At 60.1% G+C, this 20,203-nt stretch carries 23 protein-coding genes; 11 read left to right on the forward strand and 12 right to left on the reverse strand.

The genetic code is table 11. The features are described from left to right. From JWR14_RS23855 to JWR14_RS23880, 6 genes are all read left to right on the forward strand, one after another. A partial coding sequence (locus JWR14_RS23855) for a chromate transporter (RefSeq protein ID WP_299712945.1) occupies window positions 1-408 on the forward strand: 408 nt, incomplete at its 5' end. Next, entirely contained in the window at window positions 405-935 is a 531-nt protein-coding gene (locus JWR14_RS23860) for a chromate transporter (protein WP_299712948.1), read from the forward strand. The genes JWR14_RS23855 and JWR14_RS23860, both read left to right, overlap by 4 nt. Before the next feature lie 108 nt (window positions 936-1,043). Then, the gene (locus tag JWR14_RS23865) at window positions 1,044-1,382 is read left to right on the forward strand and encodes a thioredoxin family protein (protein ID WP_299712951.1); all 339 of its coding nucleotides are present in this window, start codon (window positions 1,044-1,046) and stop codon (window positions 1,380-1,382) included. Between the two features lie 193 nt (window positions 1,383-1,575). After that, window positions 1,576-2,394: a 2-oxo-tetronate isomerase gene (gene otnI, locus JWR14_RS23870; protein ID WP_299712954.1), complete on the forward strand. Its 819-nt coding sequence runs from the start codon at window positions 1,576-1,578 to the stop codon at window positions 2,392-2,394. Window positions 2,395-2,638: 244 nt separating this feature from the next. After that, entirely contained in the window at window positions 2,639-4,216 is a 1,578-nt protein-coding gene (locus tag JWR14_RS23875) for an aldehyde dehydrogenase (NADP(+)) (RefSeq protein ID WP_299712957.1), read from the forward strand. 31 nt (window positions 4,217-4,247) lie between these two features. Beyond that, complete coding sequence (locus tag JWR14_RS23880) at window positions 4,248-5,177, forward strand: SMP-30/gluconolactonase/LRE family protein (protein WP_299712960.1); 930 nt, start codon at window positions 4,248-4,250, stop codon at window positions 5,175-5,177. Between the two features lie 15 nt (window positions 5,178-5,192). Here the strand turns inward: JWR14_RS23880 and JWR14_RS23885 are convergent, their stop codons facing one another. The 3 genes from JWR14_RS23885 to JWR14_RS23895 all read right to left on the reverse strand — a co-directional run bounded on the left by JWR14_RS23885 (window position 5,193) and on the right by JWR14_RS23895 (window position 6,763). After that, a complete protein-coding gene (locus JWR14_RS23885; protein WP_299712963.1) occupies window positions 5,193-5,624 on the reverse strand; it encodes a GNAT family N-acetyltransferase in 432 nt (143 codons plus the stop codon). Next, window positions 5,625-6,224 carry a short chain dehydrogenase gene (locus JWR14_RS23890; protein WP_299712966.1) on the reverse strand — a complete coding sequence of 200 codons (600 nt, stop codon included), beginning with the start codon at window positions 6,222-6,224 and terminating at the stop codon, window positions 5,625-5,627. It lies immediately after the preceding gene. Between the two features lie 113 nt (window positions 6,225-6,337). Then, on the reverse strand, window positions 6,338-6,763 hold the full coding sequence (locus tag JWR14_RS23895) for a hypothetical protein (RefSeq protein ID WP_299712969.1): 426 nt from the start codon (window positions 6,761-6,763) through the stop codon (window positions 6,338-6,340). A gap of 329 nt (window positions 6,764-7,092) precedes the next feature. On the opposite strand from JWR14_RS23895, the gene JWR14_RS23900 reads away from it, so the two are divergent. Continuing rightward, window positions 7,093-7,257: a hypothetical protein gene (locus tag JWR14_RS23900; RefSeq protein ID WP_299712972.1), complete on the forward strand. Its 165-nt coding sequence runs from the start codon at window positions 7,093-7,095 to the stop codon at window positions 7,255-7,257. Window positions 7,258-7,332: 75 nt separating this feature from the next. On the opposite strand, the gene JWR14_RS23905 is transcribed toward JWR14_RS23900, so the two are convergent. Continuing rightward, window positions 7,333-7,971, reverse strand: coding sequence for a DUF3005 domain-containing protein (locus tag JWR14_RS23905; protein ID WP_299712975.1), 639 nt, complete (start codon window positions 7,969-7,971; stop codon window positions 7,333-7,335). A 319-nt stretch (window positions 7,972-8,290) separates the two neighbouring features. Between JWR14_RS23905 and JWR14_RS23910 the strand changes: the two genes are divergently transcribed. Both JWR14_RS23910 and epsC read left to right on the forward strand, forming a co-directional pair. Beyond that, the gene (locus JWR14_RS23910) at window positions 8,291-8,536 is read left to right on the forward strand and encodes a hypothetical protein (RefSeq protein WP_213766076.1); all 246 of its coding nucleotides are present in this window, start codon (window positions 8,291-8,293) and stop codon (window positions 8,534-8,536) included. A gap of 117 nt (window positions 8,537-8,653) precedes the next feature. Further along, window positions 8,654-9,613, forward strand: a complete 960-nt coding sequence (gene epsC / locus JWR14_RS23915; RefSeq protein ID WP_299712983.1) for a serine O-acetyltransferase EpsC — start codon at window positions 8,654-8,656, stop codon at window positions 9,611-9,613. Window positions 9,614-9,649: 36 nt separating this feature from the next. Here the strand turns inward: epsC and folE are convergent, their stop codons facing one another. The 4 genes from folE to JWR14_RS23935 all read right to left on the reverse strand — a co-directional run bounded on the left by folE (window position 9,650) and on the right by JWR14_RS23935 (window position 12,323). Next, a complete protein-coding gene (gene folE, locus JWR14_RS23920) occupies window positions 9,650-10,306 on the reverse strand; it encodes a GTP cyclohydrolase I FolE (protein ID WP_299712986.1) in 657 nt (218 codons plus the stop codon). 87 nt (window positions 10,307-10,393) lie between these two features. Next, on the reverse strand, window positions 10,394-10,618 hold the full coding sequence (locus JWR14_RS23925; RefSeq protein WP_299712989.1) for a hypothetical protein: 225 nt from the start codon (window positions 10,616-10,618) through the stop codon (window positions 10,394-10,396). A gap of 157 nt (window positions 10,619-10,775) precedes the next feature. Next, the gene (locus JWR14_RS23930; protein WP_299712992.1) at window positions 10,776-11,525 is read right to left on the reverse strand and encodes an SDR family oxidoreductase; all 750 of its coding nucleotides are present in this window, start codon (window positions 11,523-11,525) and stop codon (window positions 10,776-10,778) included. A 33-nt stretch (window positions 11,526-11,558) separates the two neighbouring features. Continuing rightward, complete coding sequence (locus JWR14_RS23935) at window positions 11,559-12,323, reverse strand: SDR family oxidoreductase (RefSeq protein ID WP_299712995.1); 765 nt, start codon at window positions 12,321-12,323, stop codon at window positions 11,559-11,561. Window positions 12,324-12,505: 182 nt separating this feature from the next. Here JWR14_RS23935 and JWR14_RS23940 point away from each other — a divergent pair, with 182 nt between their 5' ends. After that, on the forward strand, window positions 12,506-13,414 hold the full coding sequence (locus tag JWR14_RS23940; RefSeq protein WP_299712997.1) for a LysR family transcriptional regulator: 909 nt from the start codon (window positions 12,506-12,508) through the stop codon (window positions 13,412-13,414). A gap of 239 nt (window positions 13,415-13,653) precedes the next feature. On the opposite strand, the gene JWR14_RS23945 is transcribed toward JWR14_RS23940, so the two are convergent. Together JWR14_RS23945 and JWR14_RS23950 are read right to left on the reverse strand one after the other, a co-directional pair. Beyond that, entirely contained in the window at window positions 13,654-14,820 is a 1,167-nt protein-coding gene (locus JWR14_RS23945; protein ID WP_299713000.1) for a porin, read from the reverse strand. 161 nt (window positions 14,821-14,981) lie between these two features. Next, on the reverse strand, window positions 14,982-16,325 hold the full coding sequence (locus JWR14_RS23950; protein WP_299713003.1) for an MFS transporter: 1,344 nt from the start codon (window positions 16,323-16,325) through the stop codon (window positions 14,982-14,984). A gap of 432 nt (window positions 16,326-16,757) precedes the next feature. Here JWR14_RS23950 and JWR14_RS23955 point away from each other — a divergent pair, with 432 nt between their 5' ends. Beyond that, a complete protein-coding gene (locus tag JWR14_RS23955) occupies window positions 16,758-17,555 on the forward strand; it encodes an alpha/beta hydrolase (RefSeq protein ID WP_299713006.1) in 798 nt (265 codons plus the stop codon). 103 nt (window positions 17,556-17,658) lie between these two features. On the opposite strand, the gene JWR14_RS23960 is transcribed toward JWR14_RS23955, so the two are convergent. Next, window positions 17,659-19,464, reverse strand: coding sequence for a PQQ-binding-like beta-propeller repeat protein (locus JWR14_RS23960; protein WP_299713009.1), 1,806 nt, complete (start codon window positions 19,462-19,464; stop codon window positions 17,659-17,661). A gap of 185 nt (window positions 19,465-19,649) precedes the next feature. After that, window positions 19,650-20,201 carry a DNA-3-methyladenine glycosylase gene (locus tag JWR14_RS23965; protein WP_299713012.1) on the reverse strand — a complete coding sequence of 184 codons (552 nt, stop codon included), beginning with the start codon at window positions 20,199-20,201 and terminating at the stop codon, window positions 19,650-19,652. Between the last annotated feature and the right edge of the window lie 2 nt (window positions 20,202-20,203).

Raw genomic sequence — 20,203 nt, forward strand, 5'->3', positions numbered from 1 at the left:
GTGATCAACCTGTCGGTTGCGGTCGGCATGAAATTTCGTGGCGTGGCGGGTGCGCTGGCGGGCCTGCTTGGGTTGATCGTCGGGCCTTCGCTGATCGTGATCGGGCTCGGCGTGCTGTATCAACGCACGCATCAGGACCCGCACATCCGCCATTTGTTCGCGGGACTCGCCGCGGCTGCTGCGGGCTTGCTGGTGTCGATGGCTATCAAGGTAGCGTGGCCGTTGCGGCGCAAACTCTCCATGGCAGCGGTCGCACTGCTGGCGTTCATCGCGATCGCGTTGCTGCGCTTGCCGTTGTTGCCAGTGATGCTCGTGCTCACACCGGTTTCGATTTTCGTCGCGTCGAGGGTGAATCGCGAAGCGAAGCCGGAAATAAAACAGGAAGCGAAGCGCGGGGAGAGCCGATGAATCACGATCTCGTTTCGCTTGCGGCCATTTTCAGCCAGCTTTCACTCCTCGCCTTCGGCGGCGGCAATACGATCCTGCCCGAGATGCAGCGACAAGTAGTGGACATACATCAGTGGATGTCGAAGGCGGATTTTTCCGCGCTGTTCGCGCTCGCACAGGCGGCGCCCGGACCCAACATGATGATCGTGACGCTGATCGGCTGGCATGTGGCCGGCTGGCCGGGCGTACTGGTGACATCGATTGCAAAATTTGGCCCGTCGTCAATCGTGACGGTCGCGGCCATGCACGCCTGGGAACGCTTCAAGGACCATCCATGGCGGCGGTACGTTCAACTCGGCCTCGTACCGATGACCGCCGGCCTGGTCGCGGCAAGCGCGTCGTTGATTGCCGAAGCGTCGGACACCCGCTGGATACTCACAGCCGTCACGGCGCTCATTGCGTTCCTGTCGTTCAAGACGAAGCTGCATCCGCTGTGGTTGCTGGCTGCGGGCAGCCTGATCGGGTTGACTGGCTTCGGGCAGTTCTAGACTTGTATTCGGACTTAAAGGCAAAAGGCCGAGGAAAAACCTGTGTCGAGCGCGTCAGGTCGTTGCTGAATAGAATGGCTGGAGTTGCGTTTCGAGGAGAAAGACCTGATGGCGATGATCACTGAATTTGCACTTTCCGCGCCGCCGCGCGCTGACATTGACGCGCTCGACGGGCCGACGGTCATCGAATTCGGCACGTCCTGGTGCGGCTATTGCCGTGCTGCCCAACCGCTGATTGTGGAGGCGTTCCAGGACCACGCCAGCGTCCGGCATCTGAAGATCGAGGATGGTAGCGGCCGCCCGCTCGGCCGCTCGTTCAGGGTCAAACTCTGGCCAACGCTGATCTTCCTCGACAACGGGCTCGAGGTCGCGCGGGTCGTGCGCCCGAAAAGCACGTCGGAAATCCGCGATGCTTTCGCATTGATTGACCATCCGGTTGCGCCGTAACGAGGGTTTTTACCGATCATTCCGGGCGCGGGGTCCGGGAATATCATCGCAGTGAGGGGGCAGCGAAGGGTGACGACGGGCAGTGCGCAAACCGGGCGCGGGAGTTGCGCAGTATGTCTTGCGCACCGCTCCGGCCATGTTTGTCCGCGACGCCGGCCGCCTCGGCGTTACCCCGACCAGCAGGAGGTTCATCATGCCGCGTTTCGCCGCCAACCTCACCATGATGTACAACGAACACGCGTTTCTCGAGCGTTTTGGCGCGGCGGCGCGTGATGGTTTCAAGGCGGTGGAGTTCCTGTTTCCGTATGAATTCCCGCCATCGGAGATCAAGGCTCAGCTCGCGGACAATGGCCTGAAGCAGGTGCTGTTCAACGCGCCGCCGGGCGACTGGACCGGCGGTGAACGCGGCCTCGCTTCGCTGCCGGGACGTGAGGAGGAGTTCCGGCGCAGCATTGAGATTGCTCTCGACTATGCCGCTGCGCTCGGCAACGACCGGCTCCATGTAATGGCCGGGTTGATTGAATCGCCACAGCCAACGCAGCACTCGCGCGAACAACATCGCGATGTCTACATCAAGAACCTGACGCTCGCCGCTAGCATGGCGCAAACGGCGCGCGTCACCATCGTGATCGAGCCGATCAATACGCGTGACATGCCCGGCTATTTCCTGAACCGGCAGGATGAAGCGCAAGCGATTTGCGAAGAGATTGGCCTGCCGAACCTGCAAGTCCAGTTCGACTGCTATCACTGCCAGATCGTGGAAGGCGATCTGGCCGTCAAGCTTCGCCGCGACATGAAACGGCGCAACGCGGGCATCGGCCATATTCAGATTGCCGGCGTGCCCTACCGCAACGAGCCGGATACGGGCGAAGTCAACTATCCGTACCTTTTCGATCTCATCGATTCACTCGGCTATGGCGGGTGGATCGGCTGCGAGTATCGGCCGCGCGCAGGCACGTCCGACGGCTTGGGCTGGCTCACGCCGTATCGTCACGCAGGCCCTACATCATGACCATGCCTTAAGTTCTGTTGCACGATGGCAGGGCCAGCAGTTTGCTTCGACGGCGGCGAAGGAAGCGCTGGAACGAGCGCAGGGTCCGTCCGCACAACGCTGAAACTTTCTGTGCGGCGTGAGAGTCCACGGCAAAGAGCAAGGTCGCTTGCGCTTCACGCTTGTGCTTCATGTCAGCGGGTTTTTTTGTCATTCACGGCGACCATCGCGGTCCGCGATAGTCGCTGTTTTCAGGAGAGTTCACATGCAGATCACGGGAGAAATGCTGATCGGTGCCACGGCGGTGCGCGGAAAAGACGCCACACTGCATGCCTTCGATCCGGCGCGCGGTGTCGACTTGCAGCCGGCTTTTGGCGGCGGTGGAGCAAAGGAAGTCGCCCGCGCGGCCGACCTTGCCGAGCAGGCATTCGATACCTACCGGCTCGCGCCGCTCGAAACGCGTGCGCAGTTCCTGGAAGCGATTGCAGACAACATTGTTGGGCTTGGCGACACGTTGATTGAACGCGCACAAGCCGAATCTGCGTTGCCCAAAGCGCGCCTGGAAGGCGAGCGTGCCCGTACGATCGGGCAATTGAAACTGTTCGCGTCGCTTGTGCGCGAAGGCCGCTGGCTTGCTGCCACGCTTGATTCGGCGCAGCCCGAACGCAAGCCGCTGCCGCGTCCCGACTTGCGTTTGCAAAAGATCCCCGTTGGTCCGGTTGCCGTGTTCGGCGCCAGTAATTTCCCGCTGGCGTTTTCGGTAGCCGGCGGCGACACCGCCGCCGCGCTCGCCGCGGGTTGTCCTGTGGTCGTGAAGTCACATCCGGCGCATCTGGGCACCTCGGAACTGGTCGGGCGCGCGATCCAGAAAGCGGCGGCGGATTCCGGTTTGCCCGAAGGCGTCTTCTCGCTGGTGGTCGGGGCAGGTAACACGATCGGCGAAGCGCTGGTCGCGCATCCGGCCATCAAGTCGGTCGGGTTCACGGGCTCGCGGCGGGGTGGCCTGGCGTTGATCGAGATCGCATCGAAGAGGCGTGAGCCGATTCCCGTGTTTGCCGAGATGAGCAGCATCAATCCGTTCTTCGTACTGCCGGGTGCACTGGCGGCGCGGGCTGAATCGCTGGCGACGGGTTTCGTCGATTCAGTCACGCTCGGCGTCGGCCAGTTCTGTACGAACCCGGGTCTGGTGCTGGTGCTGGAAGGACCGCATTTGCAGGCGTTTATCGATTACGCGGTAAGTGCTTTTGAAAAGAAAGGCGCTCAGACGATGCTGACCGCGGGCATCGCGGCCGCGTATGAGGAAGGTATTGCGCGGCGCGACAAGTCTGGCGTGGAGCGCGTTGCAACGGGCGCCGAATCCGATGCGTCATGTCCGGCTCTGCCCGCGCTTTATACGGTGAGCGCCGAGAAATTTCTCTCCACGCCGCAACTCGAGGATGAGATATTCGGACCGACGTCATTGATCGTGATTTGCCGCAGCGAGGACGAGATGCTCGACTTGGCACGCCGTATTGAAGGTCAGCTGACGGCGACGCTGCAGATGGAAAGCGACGACGTGCCGCTCGCGCGCCGTCTCCTGCCCATCCTTGAGCGCAAGGCCGGGCGGATTCTGGCGAACGGCTTTCCGACCGGCGTTGAAGTATCGTATGCCATGGTGCATGGCGGGCCGTATCCTGCTACTTCCGATAACCGCGCGACCTCGGTTGGCGCGATGGCGATCGAACGCTTCCTGCGGCCGGTGTGTTACCAGGACCTGCCGCAAGCTTTGCTGCCGCTTGCACTCCAGGATGACAACCCGTTAAACCTGTGGCGCCTGCGCGATGGCGAACTCGGACCCAACTAAACACATGAATCAAACAAGGAGATGAAAACAGATGGAGCGCCGTTATCCCGATCCCGCCGTCCGAGTACTCGATCCGCGCTTCAACGCGCTGCGTGTCGGCATGGCGTCGGTCGAATGTTTGTATCAGGGGGCTCGCTGGTCTGAGGGCCCGGTCTGGTTCGGCGACAGCCGCACGCTGGTATGGAGCGACATTCCGAACAACCGCATGCTGCGTTGGGACGAAGAAACGGGCGAGGTCCGCACGTTCCGCAAGCCTTCGAACAACGCCAACGGCAACACTCGCGACCGCGAAGGACGGCTGGTCACGTGTGAGCATCTCACGCGCCGCGTAACACGCACAGAGTACGACGGTTCGATCACCGTGCTTGCCGATCAATACAACGGCAAGCCGCTCAATTCACCGAACGACGTGATCGTGAAATCCGATGGCTCGATCTGGTTCAGCGACCCGACCTTCGGTATTGACGGCTTCTATGAAGGCGAGCGCAAGGCGCCAGAATTGAAGCCGGCGGTGTATCGCGTGGATGGCAAGAGCGGCGAGATCACCATGATGACCGACACGCTGATCGGTCCGAACGGACTCGCATTTTCGCCCGATGAGTCGGTGGTTTATATCGTCGATTCGCGTGCATCGCCGCGCAAGATCCTCGCCTTCGATATTTCCAGCGACGGCCTTAAGCTGACAAACCAGCGAGAATTGATCGATGCCGGGCAGGGCACGCCCGACGGTTTTCGCGTCGATGTGCACGGCAACCTGTGGTGCGGCTGGGGCATGGGCAGCGACGAACTGGACGGCGTAAGGATCTTCACGCCGCAAGGTGAAGCGATTGGACATATCGCGTTGCCTGAACGCTGCGCCAACGTGTGTTTTGGCGGCCGTTATCGCAACCGCTTGTTCATGGCGGCGAGTCACGGCCTGTACTCGCTTTACGTCAACACGCAGGGTGTCAGTGGCGGCTGAAAGATTACCCCGGCGTCACTCCGGCGCGTGTTTTTCCATCAGCTTTTCCGGCTGCGCAGGCACGGCAAAACCAAAGCGGGCGTATAGCGTGTGAGCGCTTGAAGTCGTCAGCATCATCTTGCGCAAGCCCTGCAAATCCGGATGCGCCAGCACGCATTCCACCAGCCATGTGCCCAGGCCGTCGCGTTGACGGCCTGGTAGCACAAAGACATCGGCGAGATACGCGAAGCTCACGGTGTCGGTGATCGCGCGGGCATAACCAATCTGCACGCCGCGATGAAAGAGGCCGAACGCGAGCGAATGCGTGGCAGCCCGCTCGACCTTCTCGCGCGAGATGCCGGGCGACCAGTAAGCCACCTCGCTCAAGTACCGATGCACGACGTCGAAGTCAAACGAACTGATGTCCGTGGTGACGCGATAATCGTCCCTCGACCATTCGCTAACCATTCAACGCACCTTGTAGATACGGCCGGTTTCAAGGCCCTCCACGCTACGGCTGTACGCCAGCGCAACGCGCGCACCGGATGCAGCTTCGAAGCCACGAAAATACGGGCCAAACGCTTCACGGGCTTCTTCCAGCATGGTCGCGTTCACAACGTTGATGCGCAGGCCGCGTGGCAGTTCGATCGCGGCTCCTCGCACGAAACCTTCAATGGCGCCATTGACCGCCGCGGCGCTTGCGCCGTATTTGATGGGTTCATCGCCCACGATTCCGCTGGTCAGCGTGAACGAACCGCCGTCGTTCAAATACTGTTGCGCGACCAGCACGAGATTGACCTGGCCCATGAGTTTGTCGTCGAGGCCAATGCGGAATTGCTCGGGGGTCATCTGCGCGAGTTCGCCGAAGTGAACATGCCCGGCGGTGGCAACAATGGCATCGACCTGACCGATCGACTTGAACAGCGCATGGATGCTGTCGATCTTGGTCAGGTCGACGCGATGCGCACCGCGCGTGGCGCCAATTTCGAACACGTCGTGACGCGGCTGGAATTCGGAGAAGACGGCGCGGCCGACTGTGCCGGTTGCACCAATGACGGCAATTTTCATGGGAGGCTCATCGAAGAAGAAACGGGCTCCTATTGTGCGTTTTACAGGCCGCTTGAACAAGCGTCCCGGGCCGTTTCTCTCAGGTGAACTCCAACTTCACTTCAACTTCAGTTTCAACGGGTGCCGTGTGACGCGTCCGGCGAGAGCAGGAAGATCGATGCCGCCAGCTTGAACACCAGCACGATGCCGGTCACGAGCGCGGCAACAGGGATTGCCCGCCATTCGGCGCCTAGCATGGGACCGACCAGCACGACCGATGCAAAGCCGAGCACCACGGTAATCCAGCGTGCCCATTGCAGGCGGAACGCCACGCATAGGTACAAGCCACCAATCAACGCTCGCGATGCGATCAGCGCGGCAATGGGCTCGTCCAGACCGGTCATCAACGCCAGCCCCATCTCGGCCCATGAGAGGACGTACGCCAGCCCGAGGCATACCAGTGCAGTTGAAAGTGCTTGTTCACGCCACGATGCGCGCAGGCCATGCCTTTGCTGTAACGGCTGTAACGCGTCGTTCGAGTAAGTATTGGTTGTGTTCATGCCGGCCCCCGCCGCTTGGTTTTTCGATGCATCGTGCTGCATTCGTCTGATTCGCGGGAGTCTTAATGCACGGGTCGTGCCAGATCAAGGGAAAGTTGGGAACATCGCTTGCTTTCAATTACTTAGGCTTATGTGCAGAGCCCGCGTGGCGGCGCATGCAGCGGCGGTTTGCCTGACGAAAGCCTGCATTTCTGTTGGCGGTTATGTCGTGACTTTTATCGCGACTACAGCGCAAGACAAGGCAGGAAGCAGCGACACGACACCACGCGATTGCAACGACGCTGCATCCGATAGCAGTCTTTACATGGATTACCGACCAGGAGTCAGGAATGACCACGACGAAACCGAAGGAACAGCATCCGCATTCGCATCGAGAGGAAGAAGACGTCGACCGTGCCGTGGAAGATACCTTTCCCGCCAGCGATCCACCTTCGACAGGAGGCGTGACCCGGATTGAATCCGACGATGAGAAGGACAAGCCGGAAAAGAAATGAACCGGGGATGAACTGAAAGAAGGGCCGAAAGCCGCCATGGCTTTCGGCCCTTCTTTTTTGGTAACCAACGCCAAGTTATTTCTCGCGCCGCTGGATCTCGATCAGCCGCGATGGCCTGACATGATTGATGGCGAAATGCCTGCGTCCTCGCAAGTTGTAACCGTGGGGATCGCGTTCGACGAATTCGTACTGGCGTTCGACCTCCTCCACGTCCGGCGCAATCATGCCTTTATCGACGACACTGAACCCTTCCTCCAACGCGAGCGCCAGCCCGTTGCGAGCCGGACGGCTATCGAAACCGCCCAGGCCATCGCCTTGTTCATAGCGCGAATTCACTAGCGTTGCATCCACGCCGACAAACGCATTGGGGTTGTGCTCGAGCATGGTTTCGTCGCGTGAGGCATCGCGATTTTTTCCGTCAGCGTCGACGGTATCGTCCAGGGTGTCGTCGTTGAGAACATCCATTGCCTGATGCGTGACGTTGGTCTCACCGAGCGGCCCCGCATTTTCCAACGATGAATCGGGCGTGCTGCTACCCGCCTGTCCGGGCCCAGCTTGGAGCCCCTTTTTGGGTCCCGTTTCACGGCCCTCCGCTGCCGCCGCCACGTCACCAGGTTGGGCTTTGGCGGTTTCGGTTTCCGGCTTCTTCAGCGGGCTGTCGGCCGCGCGCTGCGCTTGCTTGTCCTGCGACTCATTATTCTGCGCGTTGTTCATGATTCGCTCCGCTTGGGTTCAAGTTAACAAAGAGACACCACGCAAGAAACATTCCGGCGTTTCCGCAGTACAAAGCCGGGTCGACCCCGGGGCCAACTCACATATAGGAATAAACCACGGGATAAAACATCAGTAAATGTTCTAAGCCAAATTGATTTTTTTCAACCCAACGAGGGTTTTCTCAAGAGTATGATTTGTTGTTCGCCAGGCCTGCGTGCGCCACCGGACGGCCTCGCGCCGCTTGCCGGATTCGCGCGTTTCAAGCGAGCGGGAGACGACCATCGCGAATCCAGCGGGGCACTTAAAATCAGGGTGACTCATGCAATTTGACGCGGCATTTTCACATCGCGGCTATTTACTCAATTGTGCACCGGCACGTCAGGGCGACGGCTGTTTCCAACCCTATGTGGTCATCTCGCGATCAAGCGACGGTGAACTGGTCGCTAATCGTTTTTTCCCTGCCGACCTGCGCTTTGGCAACGCCGACGAAGCCATTGCGCATGCCCGCGACTGGGCGGTTCGATGGATCGACGCCAGTCACGTGAAGGTCGACCCCAAGTCCTGAGCGCGCACCTGAAACGGGTTTTGCGCACAGGCGGCAGTCTTGCAGAAAAACGGTTAATCTCGGGGCATCGTTTAGATCGTGCCGTTCAACACGGCGTCATCCGCCCAAGCTCCCGACATGCCCAAGACTGTCCCCGTAGAAGATCAATCTCCCTCCCACGAATGGGGCCTCGACAAGATCGTGGCTGACTTGCGGGCGTCGCGCGAAACGTTGCATCGCACTCGCCATCCGCTTGGAATCCGTGAATTGCCGTCGCGTGAAGCGATCGTGAAGATCGTCAATGGGCTGCGCTCGGCGCTGTTTCCCACCCATTACGGCGATGCCGACCTGACCGCCGAGAGCGTCGATTATTACGTCGGCCACACGCTTGAGAGCACCTTGCGCCTGCTCTCCGAACAGATTCGCCGCGCCTTGCGTTTCTTGCCGGAGAACCACGACCTGAGCGATACCGAACTCGGCATGCACGCGTTTGGGCTCGCGCGTGAATTCGGCGCGCAGTTGCCGGCCGTCCGGGCGCTGCTGGTAAGCGACATCCAGGCCGCATTCGCGGGCGACCCCGCTGCGCAGCACATCACGGAGATCCTGCTCTGCTATCCAGGCATCTGGGCCATGACGCATCATCGTCTGGCCCATGCCCTGCATAAGCTCGGCGTACCCTTGCTCGCGCGTTTCATCAACGAGATCGCCCACTCGGCTACGGGGATCGACATCCACCCGGGCGCGACGATCGGGCCAAGTTTTTTCATCGATCACGGGACGGGCGTGGTGATCGGCGAGACCGCGGTGATCGGCCAGCACGTGCGTGTGTATCAGGCAGTGACGCTGGGCGCGAAGAGTTTTCCGGCGGGCAATGACGGCGTGCTGGTGAAGGGCAATGCGCGCCATCCGGTAGTGGAAGACGAGGTGGTGATCTATGCCGGCGCGACTATTCTTGGGCGCGTGACCATTGGACGCGGTTCCGTGATCGGCGGCAACGTCTGGCTCACGCATAGCGTGCCGCCGGGCAGCAACGTCTCGCAAGGCAAGATCCGCGAAGGCGGTGCAGGCGACGCGCCGGACGATGGCCGCGGCGCCTGAGGCTGAGTGAGCCTTAGTGAACCTCACCCAAGCTTTTTAGCTATTCGACACGCTGAACCCGCTGGAATGTCCGACGATGGACAAGAATTCGCGGCGTGTGGAAGGGTCATCGCGGAACGTGCCCAGCATCCGCGATGTCACCATCGACGCACCGGCTTTATGCACGCCGCGCGTGGACATGCACTGATGATTGGCTTCCAAAATCACGCCAACGCCTAGCGGTTGCAGGACTTCTTCCAGCGTGTCGGCGATCTGCGCCGTCATCTTTTCCTGGATTTGCAGGCGCTTCGCGAACGCATCGACCAGGCGCGCCAGCTTCGAAATGCCCACCACTCGCTCACGCGGCAGATACGCCACGTGAGCGCGGCCAATGATCGGCACCATGTGATGTTCGCAATAGCTTTCGAAGCGGATGTCCTTGAGCACGATCATCTCGTCGTAACCCTGCACTTCGGAAAAGGTGCGAGCCAGGATTTCGCGAGGATCCTGCGCATAGCCCGCGAAGAACTCTTCGTAAGAGCGGATGACACGCGATGGGGTATCGACAAGTCCCTCGCGCGCAGGGTCGTCCCCGGCCCAGCGGATCAGAACCCGAACGGCGGCTTCAGCTTCTTCGCGGCTCGGACGATCGGCGTGATCAGTTTGATCGTCGATGTCCGAAGACGCGTTGGGGGAGTTGCGCGTGGCGCTCATCAAGGGCTCCAGATGCCTGTAGCAAAGTCATTAAGCCCTCATTGTTCCACGTTTTACCAAATGGAAGACCCCTGCGGGATGTCAGGTTTATCGGCTCTTGCCGCCGCCATCGATTCCCGAGCCGGTTTGCCAGACCTTTTTCCCCTCCTCGGATAGTTGTCCCGAGCTGTGATGCTTGTCCGGTTCGGTGCCTTCTTGCGCCAGATGACCTCCGGGTTGTTCCTGCGCGCGCTGCTTTTCGCCCTTGCGTTGCGCCCGGCGTTCTTCTTGCGATCGGCCTGCATAGTTAGTGTCTGTCTGCTTGTCCGTCATGTCGCCCTCCTTTGAGTGAGTGACATGAAAAGCGGCGCAAGAGCCGTTCCATCCACGATGCCGTTATAAACGCCCGCTTGGTTGTCGTGCGCGGGTTTATACGGGGTGGTCCGGCACGGACGGCAACGCCATCCGTGCGGCCGGGCCGGTGCTGCGATTAAAGATTGCTCATGCCGCCGTCGATCACCAGTTCGCTGCCGACCGTGAAGCTCGATTCATCGGAGGCAAGGAACACAATGGCTTTCGCGATCTCGACCGGCTCGCCGAAGCGGCCCACCGGAATCTGGCTGCGGATGCTTTTCGCTACGCCGTCGAGCTGTTCTTTTTCCATCCCAAGCTTGCCGTAGAGGGGCGTGGCGACCGGTCCCGGGCTCACCACATTCACGCGGATTCCACGCGATATCAACTCGCCCGACAAGGTCCGCGCCAGCGAAATCAGTCCTGCTTTGGTGGCGGCATAAACGCTTGAATTCGGCATGCCGATACGCGCGTTGATCGAGCCATTGAAGACGATTGACGCCGTCTTTGCGAACACGGGCAGCAGCGCCTGGATCAGGAAATAGGGCCCTTTAAGATTGACCGCGAAGGACCGGTCGAAGTCGGCTTCGGTCCATTGGTCGACGGGCCGCAAGCCCACCACGCCCGCATTGACGAAAAGCACGTCGAGCTGGCCGAAGGTTTCGGCGACTTGAGCGGCGAGCCGCTTTTGATCGTCCACATTGCCAGCGTCGCCGCGCAGCACAATCACGTCCGGGCCGAGTTCTGCTTGTGCCGCTGCGATGGTCGTGGGGTTCGTGCCTGTCACGATGACGCGCGCGCCTTCCGCCGCGAACTGTTTGGCCGTTTCCAGACCGATGCCGCTAGTGCCGCCAGTGATCAGCGCACGTTTTCCGTTGAGTCGGGTCATGATGTTTTCTCGAGTAATTGGAGTGGAGACAATTTACGTGCGCGTGATGGACGCGCCGCCGTCCACGAGCGATGCGGTGCCAGTGACAAACGACGAGTCATCGGAGGCCAGGTAAAGCACCGAACGCGCGAGTTCTTCCGGCGTTGCAACGCGCTTCAACGCGTGCAGGTTGGTGACGAAGGTTTGCGATTCGGCGGTGTCGTTCATGTCCCGGTACATCGGGGTATCGACGGCGCCCGGAAGCACAGCGTTTACGCGGATTCCCTGCGCGCCGTACTCGGCCGCCAGCGCCTGCGTGAGGCCGATCAGGCCGGCCTTGCTCGCCGCATACGAAGCCGTGCCTGGGAACGCAAACGAATAACCCACGAACGTCGATGTAAAGATGATCGACCCGCCGCCGTGTTCGAGCATGGCCGGGATCTGGTGTTTCGCGCCGAGGAACGCGCTCGTCAGGTTGGTGGCGAGTGCGTTGTTGAATCCCTCCACCGAAACGGAGGTGCTCGGTCCCATTTCGCCTAGCGTGCCGGCGTTGTTAAAAGCGGCGTCGAGCCGGCCGAATTTTTCGATCGCCAGCGCGACGACGGCTTTTGCATGGTCTTCCGATTGCACGTCGCCCGCGAGATAAACGGCTTCGCCGCCGTCTGCCCTGATCTCTGCCACCAGTGTTTCCAGTTCGGCCGCGCGGCGCGCTGCAACCACCACCTTTGCCCCCTCCGCTGCGAACAACTTGGCTGTCGCGCGGCCAATTCCGGCGCTTGCGCCCGTGACGATAGCCACCTTTCCTGTCAGTCGATTCATGATGTTTCTCCGTTCTGTTCAGCTTGGCCGGTGCCCGATGCGCCGGTCCATGTGACGCACTGTAAGCGCATCGGAAGCTTGCGAACAGGCACGGAAAATGGTCTTATCGTTCAGCTTTTATGAATCATGAATCGAAGTCCCGCCCAACCACTCAATCGCATAACCCGCACCGGAGACGTTCAATGGATCGCTTGCGCGCTTATGAGGTTTTCGTAGCCGTGGTCAAGCGCGGCAGCTTTACGCGCGCCGCCGATGCGCTCGATACGTCGCCGGCTAACGTGACGCGTTATATCGTTGAGCTGGAGGCGCATCTGGGGACGCGGCTGCTGAACCGGACGTCGCGGAGGTTATCGCTGACATCGGGTGGCGAGGCGCTTTACGAGCGCTGCGTCGCCATACTCGATGACGTGGCCGAGACGGAGGGGGTGGTGTCGTCATCGACGGCCGAGCCGCGAGGGCGGTTGCGGATCAACGCGCCGGTCAGCTTTGGCGTGTTGCAGCTTGCGCCGTTATGGCCGGAGTTCATGCGGCGATATCCCGATGTCGAGCTGGATGTATCGCTGATCGACCGGGTGGTGGATATTGTCGATGAAGGGGTTGACCTTGCCATTCGTATTTCGCGCACGGGGTCGATGGGCAATGCGGCGCGCAAGCTCGCTGCGTCGCGCAATGTGCTGTGCGCGTCGCCCGCGTATTTAGCGGAGCGGCGCTTGCCGGAGCGGCCCGCGGATTTGGGCGAGCATCGCTGTATTGGTTATACGTATGCCGCGAGCGGTGACGAGTGGCAGTTTCTTGACGTCGATGAGAAGCCGCACAACGTTCGGGTGAATTGCCACATGCATACGAACAACGGCGATACCGCGCGCTCGGCGGCGCTTGCCGGACTGGGAGTGATCTGGCAGCCGACCTTCATCATTGGCGATGATTTGCGAGCAGGGCGGCTGGTGGCGCTGATGCCGGCGTTCCATATGGCGGATATCGCTGTACTCGCGATGTACCCTAGCCGAAGGCATTTGAGCTCACGGGTGAGGGTGATGATCGATTATCTGGTTGAGGTTATGGGAGGGGTGGCGCCGTGGGATAGAGCGTGAAGGGCGCACATGGAGCCAGGCTCGGTGTCGTGACTTGCGTGGACTGTCGCCGGCTGTCCAGACTTTATCCGACGCTGGAAACGTGACGAGACGCTATCGCCGCCTTTGCCCGCGCAATGACTGGCCGCAGCAATCACGTCCAGCCTGCTGAGCATCTGCGGCGAGTGAGCTGCATCGAGACCGGGCCTTCACACGAGTGAAAAGCCTCGTGCACGCTGCACAGCGTGCGCTCGCTTAACTCAGAACTTGTGGCGCAAGCCAACCGTCGCTGCGACCTGGGTATTCGACGATGACGGAGTGAGCCCGAAGACGGCAGCGACCGCATTGCCACCGGTCGAATCCCGCCCCGATGCGTGCTGGCCGAAGACGACGGCGTAAACGTCCGTCCGTTTCGAGAGGAAGTATTCGGCCCCTACATTGAGTTGCTGGTAAGTGACGCCGCCCGCAGCACCGCTCGTCGCCTGCGAACCGCGCGTGTAGGCATACGATGTGCCCACCATGATGGTTGGTATCGGCGAAATCCTGAAATTGGCTTCCAGCGTATTAAACACGGCTTCGCCGCCCAACGCTCGAGGGTTCAGGGCAGCATTTGAATCCAGGTCCCTGAATTGAGCGTTGGTATAGACGAGCCCAGCCGTCGCATTGCCGAACGTGTACGCCGCCGCGGCGCCAGCGGTTTGCAGCGTCTGCGCTGACGCGTAGCCTGAATAGATGGGGACCGACGCCATGTTCGAGCCCGTGACGCTCGACGCCGGGTTGTTGCCGTAGTAGGAGAAATTCGGATTACGTGCGACGAGGTAAGCGGCACCGAGCGCAAGCGGCCCCTGTTTATAGCCCACTCCGAATGAATAAATCCGATTCCGCTGTGAATCGCCTGCGATGCCACCTGGACTGAATACACCGCCGAACGTAATGCCTCGATAGCCAGCGCTCGTGTATTTGATCGCGTTGTTGACGCGATAGCTATTTCCCGTGTTGTCCAGGTCTCCGGGGTGACTAGCGTAACCGCCCACCGTATCGCCGCCCGCCTTCATCACACCGACGTAATCGACGATCGAATCATATTGCCGGCCAAGCGTGACCGTCCCTGCTGGACCACTCAAACCGACATAAGCCTGCCTGCCGAACTCGGCGCCACCTTGTCCGAGAGCGCCGTTTGCCGCCGAAAAACCATTTTCGAGCAGGAACACCGCTTTGTAGCCACCGCCCAGATCCTCTTTGCCGAGTAACCCCCAGCGATTGCCTTTAAGCGAGCCAGCAACCATCGAATACTGTTTCGCGCCATGCGCATTATTGTTGTACACAAATCCGACATCGATAACGCCGTACAGTGAAACGGTGCTCTGTGCATGGCCAACGCAAGTATAGGAAGCGAGACAGACGCCAGCGGTTATAAGTCTTTTCATGCGAATACTCTCGAACAAATGGTTGTTGATTCCGAAGCTTCACAGGCTTGAATTCATCGATATTTTTATAAGATAGATATACTAATTAAATGAATGTGACGTTGCGCTTCGATCAGTCTTGTTCAACTGCTAGCGCATAGAAAAAACCTTATTTGGCGCGTTCAATCCTGCAAGCCTGCTGGACCTGGAGGAACGGCTTGAGCGTCTGTCGCGCGCCGCTCTGACTTGCGGATAACCGCCTGCATCACAAAAGTCATCATTGCACCGAACGCGAGACAAGCGGACAGGAACAGCATCGGTGCGATGACGCTGCCGGTGCGATCCTTGATCATTGGCACTACGTTTTGCGAAATGAATCCGCCCAGGTTACCGATTGAATTGATCGCTGCGAGGCCTGCTGCGGCGTTGGCGCCGGTCAGAAAACGGCCTGGCAACGACCACAACACCGGTTGCCCGGCGAATATGCCGGCCGCTGCGAAGCACAGGCAAATAAACTGCAGCGCATTGCCGGGAACGAAGACGCTTAGTAGCAGGAAAAACGAACCTAGCAATGCCGGCACGACAATGTGCCACGTCTGCTCGTTCTTCGCGACGGAGTGACGCGGCACCCACCATAGTACAAAGCCGACCATCAACCAGGGAATGACATTCAGCAAGCCGTTGACGGTGTTACTGACGCCGAATCCTTTGACGACCGTCGGCAGCCAGTAGCTCAGACCATAGGCCGACAGCGGGAAGAACAGAAAATAAAACGACATCAGCAACACGCGCCGGTCCAGCAGCACTGCAAAGGGGTTGGTGTGGCCGGTCGGCGCAATGCGAGCGGCCTCGGCTTGCAAGGTCTTCAGCAGCCAGCTTTTCTCTGGCCCGGTGAGAAAGCGTGCGGTTTGTGGCGACTCGGGCAACACCTTCCAGACCACCGGACTCATCAGCACCGCCGCCATGCCCGTGACGATAAACACCCATTGCCAGCCGCGCATGCCGAGCAGACCGTCGAAGTCCAGCAGGACGCCGCCGATTGGCGCGGCCACTGCATTGGCGAGCGCACTGCCGATCATGAAATAGCCGATCAGCCTCGCGCGGTGGCGCACGGGAAACCAGAGCGTCAAGTAGTACAGCACGCCTGGATAAAACCCGGCCTCACAGGCGCCGAGCAGAAAGCGCAGGATGTAAAGCATGGCGGTGTTGTGCGTGAAGCCGAGCGCGACCGTAACCGCGCCCCACGACAGCATGATCCGCGCGAACCATCGGCGGGCGCCGACTCGATCGAGCATGATGTTGCTCGGTATCTCGAACAGCAGGTAGCCGATAAAGAACAGTGAGGCACCCAACCCATAGGCTGCTTCGCTCACACCGAGATCGGCCACCATCTGCAGTTTCGCGAAACCTATGTTTTGCCGGTCGAGATAAGCGATCAAATAGAGCAAGCCAAGCAACGGCATGAGTTTTAACGTGGCGCGTCTAATAACTCGTTCGCCGTCGACGGCCGGTGATTGACCCTGCATTCTTTCTCCCCCTGGTTTTCTCGACGCTGTTTCAGCGCTGCGGTCTTTCCCGCGGCGTTGATATTTGCAATCCGTTTGTGATCGCTTAATGCGTTGCTATCGATCAACTCTATGGGCGACAGGGAGCCTGGTCAACTTGCGAACGAGCATCCCATATATAAGGCCGCTTTCTACCGATCGTTAAATTAGCTTTACTAATTATTAAACGATCATCTCAAAATAACGCTGCTCTTAGGCGTTACGCTGTGTCCTACGTCGCTTTTGCGAAGAGATTCGGCCCCATCGCCCATTGGTTCGCAAATGTGGGCTTCGTCCGCGGTTTCGATCGCTGTCAATGCGGTCGTCGTCTCCCGATGCAGACCGTTTGAAATTCCTTACACTGCTCCTGGAAAAATAGACCGTGTAAGCTCAAACTTTCAAGGAGATCAATGCATGAACCTCTCGTGGCGCAACATGGATCGCGCGACTCTCGACGCGGCCTATAGTAACGGCAATCCCCCCGCCGACTTTGAGACTCGCAGCGCGGCGTTCTACGCATTGCATTCAGGCGATTTCGACGTCAGGTATGGAGCCGCTCCCCGCGAGCGCTTCGATTTCTTCCCAGTTGTGAGCGGGCACCCATCCATCGCTCCAACTTTCGTTTTTGTCCACGGCGGTTACTGGCAAAGCTGCGACAAGGAACTCTGCGCCTTCGTCGCGCAAGGGCCGCTTGCCCGCGGCATGAACGTAGTTGTGGCCGAATACACGCTGGCGCCGACCGCTTCGATGACGCAAATTGTGAGCGAGATCGGACGGTTGCTCGACTTCCTCGTCGAACAGGGCCATACGACACTCATACTCGGCGGTCATTCCGCAGGCGGTCATCTGACAGCGATGCACCGTTACCATCCGGCGGTCAAATACGCGCTGCCCGTGAGCGGTCTCTTCGATCTTGAACCCATCAGCGCAGGCCGGCTGAACGACAAGCTTGGGTTATCGGCGGAGGAAATCGCGCGTTTCAGCCCAATGCGGCATATCGGCTGCGGTGCGCCGATGGTCGTCTCCGTCGGCGATGCGGAACTGCCCGAACTCGTTCGCCATTCGCATGACTATGCTCATGCCTGCGCCGACGCGGGTGAGCACGTGTCCTATTTTCCGATACCGGGCGCAGACCACTTCTCCATTCTTTACGACCTCGCCGACCCGGAAGGTGTGCAACTCAAGGCGCTGGCGCAATTGATGCAGGGCTGAAAATACTTCGCAACCCTGACCAAGTGTCCTGGTGCGACTCCCTAAACCGAGACCGTATAAAAAGCGCGGGCGCTGTGTGCGTGCATGCAGCGCCTGATGAGATTCAATGACTACCGAGCAGCCCGAACACCGCCACGCCGCTCGACGTTCCCACATACACTTTTCCGTTCGCGATCATCGGCGTGATGAACTTGTTTCCCGGACCGAACTGGTCGCGCGCACCCGCCTGATTGCTGTTATACAACTCGTTCGCCAGGTTGGTCGCGTCATACGCATGCAGTGCCGCGATGTTGCCGTTCTCCGCAGCCCACACAATGCCATTCGATGTCCCGTTGGCCGAGACGCTCGGCGTTGCGCCGGGCGTGCCAAAACTGTTCGGCGTGTGACTGACCGGCGCCGCTGACAGCCGCGCCCCGCTGATCGAAAAAGCCTTGATGGTGTCACCCCATGCGCCAAAGTACACCGTGTTATTGAAGTACGCCGGCATGCTGAACACCGGGCCGTTGATTTGTCCGGCCAACTCCTGATAAATGGCGTCCGCCACCGGGTTGTACTTGCCCATCGAGTCGCGGTTGACCACGTAGATGACTGAATCCTTGCCCGCGCCCAACGCAAGATGATGCACCGTGCCGGCGGCATCGGTGAGGTCGGGCAGCACGAGCGCACCGCCTGAACCCAGGTCTTCGTCGGCGGCCGATTCCTGGATCGTATTCGATGCCTCGAAATAATCAGCCACCGACAAACCGGCCGTCGTTCCCAGCTTCAGGAACGCATTGCCGTAGTCGCCCGATACCTGCACGCCGGCCGCATTGACCGTGGCATCGAAGCTGCCGTTCGCATCGAGCAGATAGATCGAGGTTCCATCCGACGCCATGCCCGCGCCGCTCATCCAGATCGCTCCACCGGACCCGTTCGGCGTGAGATTGAGCACGCTGGTTTGCTTCAGCGTATCCGCGCTATAAGCAATCACCCAGCCGGTGTAAGGCTGGACATCGCAATGCGAAGTCCAGCCCGTGTAGATCGTGCCGTTCAACAACAGCAGCGACTGACGCTCGGCATATTGTTTCGGGTCGAAGATCACGTTGCCGTTCGAACTATTAGCGCCGGTGCCCGGATACGACGCCGTGATTTCCGTCGGACCGCCGAACAATTCAGCACCCGTCGTAACGTCGAGTGCGTGGATTCTCTGGTGATACGCGCCGGCTGCAGTCTTGGACATGCCGACTACATACATTGCGCCATTCGGACCACGCGAGCGATCGATAACAGGCGTCGCAGTCACGCCGATCGTCGGAGAAATCTGGAAACAGCCGAGTGTGTCGCTGGGCGTTTCGCCGCTGGCGAGGGTAGTCGTTTTCCACAATACAGCGCCCGTATCGGCATCAAATGCGTAGACGCTCGCATTTTCCGTCGCGACGTACAGCACGTTGTGCGTGCCGCCGGCAATCGTCATGTTTGAAAGATAAAGCGGCTCGGCGTCGACCGGACCATCCACGCTGTAGAAACCAAGCTTGCCGAACGTCGCTGACTTCACCGTGGCCGGGGTCAGGGCGGTCTCGTTGAGGTGCTGGCCGGTGCGCGCGACGTCATTGTGATAAGTCGCGACGTCAGCGGCGTTGACCACGGGTGTGGTGGGTGCGGAACCCGATGGCGAGCCAGTGCCCGCGCCGGATGCTGCGGGCGTGCCCGAAGCGGTGGCCGGACTCGACGCGGCGGACGCAGGAGCCGCCTCACTGGCGCCGGGCACGGGAGCGACCCCGCTGGCCCCGGGCGCGGGTGCCGCCCCGCTGGCGCCGGACGCGGCAGCAGAACTACTGGTGTTCGAGTCTCCGCCGCCCCCGCTGCATCCGACAATCGCGGCCGCAAGCAGCACTTCGATAAACCGATGTGGAAGATGCGAGCGTTTCATGTGCATTCCCCTTTATCGAACGGTTGGGGCCGGTCGGATGCTGTCTGGCAAGCATGGTTCCGTAGAGCAATAAGGGTGCCGCGGGAGCAGCCATTGCTAGCTTTTGGCGTAATAGGCAGGGCGGCCGGATAGGCGGGCGAGAGCGCGGCAAGCGCAAAGCGCAACACGAGTCGCCCGGTGTTTGATCAGACTTTTGGGAACGGCTTGCTGAGGAATTTCGATCCCGCGAGCCCGAAGCGCCAGGGTACATCCATCGCCTTCGTGATGCCGATGCGCGGCCCCGTCGCGAGCGGATAGTCCTCCTCCGGCGCTTCAATGTGAAACGGCGCCTCAAGCAGGGACATGCCGTTGTTGCCGTGCGTGATGCCCAAGGCCTGCGCGACGCGTCCCGGTCCCGAGCACAACAGCTTTGATGGTTCGAGGCCGCGTCGTTGACGCATGGCATCGAGACCGGTCAGCGGTTCAATTGCGCGGATCAACACCCCCGCGCCGTGGCCTTCTTCACGGCAAACAAAGTTCAGGCACCAGTGAATGCCGTACGAGCGATACACATAGACGTGCGCGGATGGCCCGAACATGACGGCGTTGCGAGGTGTCGGTCCGGAGAAGGTATGCGACGCCGGATCTTCACGATCGTAGGCTTCTGTCTCTACGATCCTCCCGCCGACGCCATCGACCGTGAAGATTGCGCCGATCAGGCGCTGCGCGACTTGTTCGGATGGGGCATCGAAGTCGATAG

Origin of the sequence: Caballeronia sp. (genome assembly GCF_028292365.1) — a bacterium.
Classification (GTDB): domain Bacteria; phylum Pseudomonadota; class Gammaproteobacteria; order Burkholderiales; family Burkholderiaceae; genus Caballeronia.

Coding starts and splice junctions, on each gene's coding strand:
- JWR14_RS23860 (WP_299712948.1), top strand. CDS start 405: ATGAATCACGATCTCGTTTCGCTTGCGGCCATTTTCAGCCAGCTTTCA.
- JWR14_RS23865 (WP_299712951.1), top strand. CDS start 1,044: ATGGCGATGATCACTGAATTTGCACTTTCCGCGCCGCCGCGCGCTGAC.
- otnI (WP_299712954.1), top strand. CDS start 1,576: ATGCCGCGTTTCGCCGCCAACCTCACCATGATGTACAACGAACACGCG.
- JWR14_RS23875 (WP_299712957.1), top strand. CDS start 2,639: ATGCAGATCACGGGAGAAATGCTGATCGGTGCCACGGCGGTGCGCGGA.
- JWR14_RS23880 (WP_299712960.1), top strand. CDS start 4,248: ATGGAGCGCCGTTATCCCGATCCCGCCGTCCGAGTACTCGATCCGCGC.
- JWR14_RS23885 (WP_299712963.1), bottom strand. CDS start 5,624: ATGGTTAGCGAATGGTCGAGGGACGATTATCGCGTCACCACGGACATC.
- JWR14_RS23890 (WP_299712966.1), bottom strand. CDS start 6,224: ATGAAAATTGCCGTCATTGGTGCAACCGGCACAGTCGGCCGCGCCGTC.
- JWR14_RS23895 (WP_299712969.1), bottom strand. CDS start 6,763: ATGAACACAACCAATACTTACTCGAACGACGCGTTACAGCCGTTACAG.
- JWR14_RS23900 (WP_299712972.1), top strand. CDS start 7,093: ATGACCACGACGAAACCGAAGGAACAGCATCCGCATTCGCATCGAGAG.
- JWR14_RS23905 (WP_299712975.1), bottom strand. CDS start 7,971: ATGAACAACGCGCAGAATAATGAGTCGCAGGACAAGCAAGCGCAGCGC.
- JWR14_RS23910 (WP_213766076.1), top strand. CDS start 8,291: ATGCAATTTGACGCGGCATTTTCACATCGCGGCTATTTACTCAATTGT.
- epsC (WP_299712983.1), top strand. CDS start 8,654: ATGCCCAAGACTGTCCCCGTAGAAGATCAATCTCCCTCCCACGAATGG.
- folE (WP_299712986.1), bottom strand. CDS start 10,306: ATGAGCGCCACGCGCAACTCCCCCAACGCGTCTTCGGACATCGACGAT.
- JWR14_RS23925 (WP_299712989.1), bottom strand. CDS start 10,618: ATGACGGACAAGCAGACAGACACTAACTATGCAGGCCGATCGCAAGAA.
- JWR14_RS23930 (WP_299712992.1), bottom strand. CDS start 11,525: ATGACCCGACTCAACGGAAAACGTGCGCTGATCACTGGCGGCACTAGC.
- JWR14_RS23935 (WP_299712995.1), bottom strand. CDS start 12,323: ATGAATCGACTGACAGGAAAGGTGGCTATCGTCACGGGCGCAAGCGCC.
- JWR14_RS23940 (WP_299712997.1), top strand. CDS start 12,506: ATGGATCGCTTGCGCGCTTATGAGGTTTTCGTAGCCGTGGTCAAGCGC.
- JWR14_RS23945 (WP_299713000.1), bottom strand. CDS start 14,820: ATGAAAAGACTTATAACCGCTGGCGTCTGTCTCGCTTCCTATACTTGC.
- JWR14_RS23950 (WP_299713003.1), bottom strand. CDS start 16,325: ATGCAGGGTCAATCACCGGCCGTCGACGGCGAACGAGTTATTAGACGC.
- JWR14_RS23955 (WP_299713006.1), top strand. CDS start 16,758: ATGAACCTCTCGTGGCGCAACATGGATCGCGCGACTCTCGACGCGGCC.
- JWR14_RS23960 (WP_299713009.1), bottom strand. CDS start 19,464: ATGAAACGCTCGCATCTTCCACATCGGTTTATCGAAGTGCTGCTTGCG.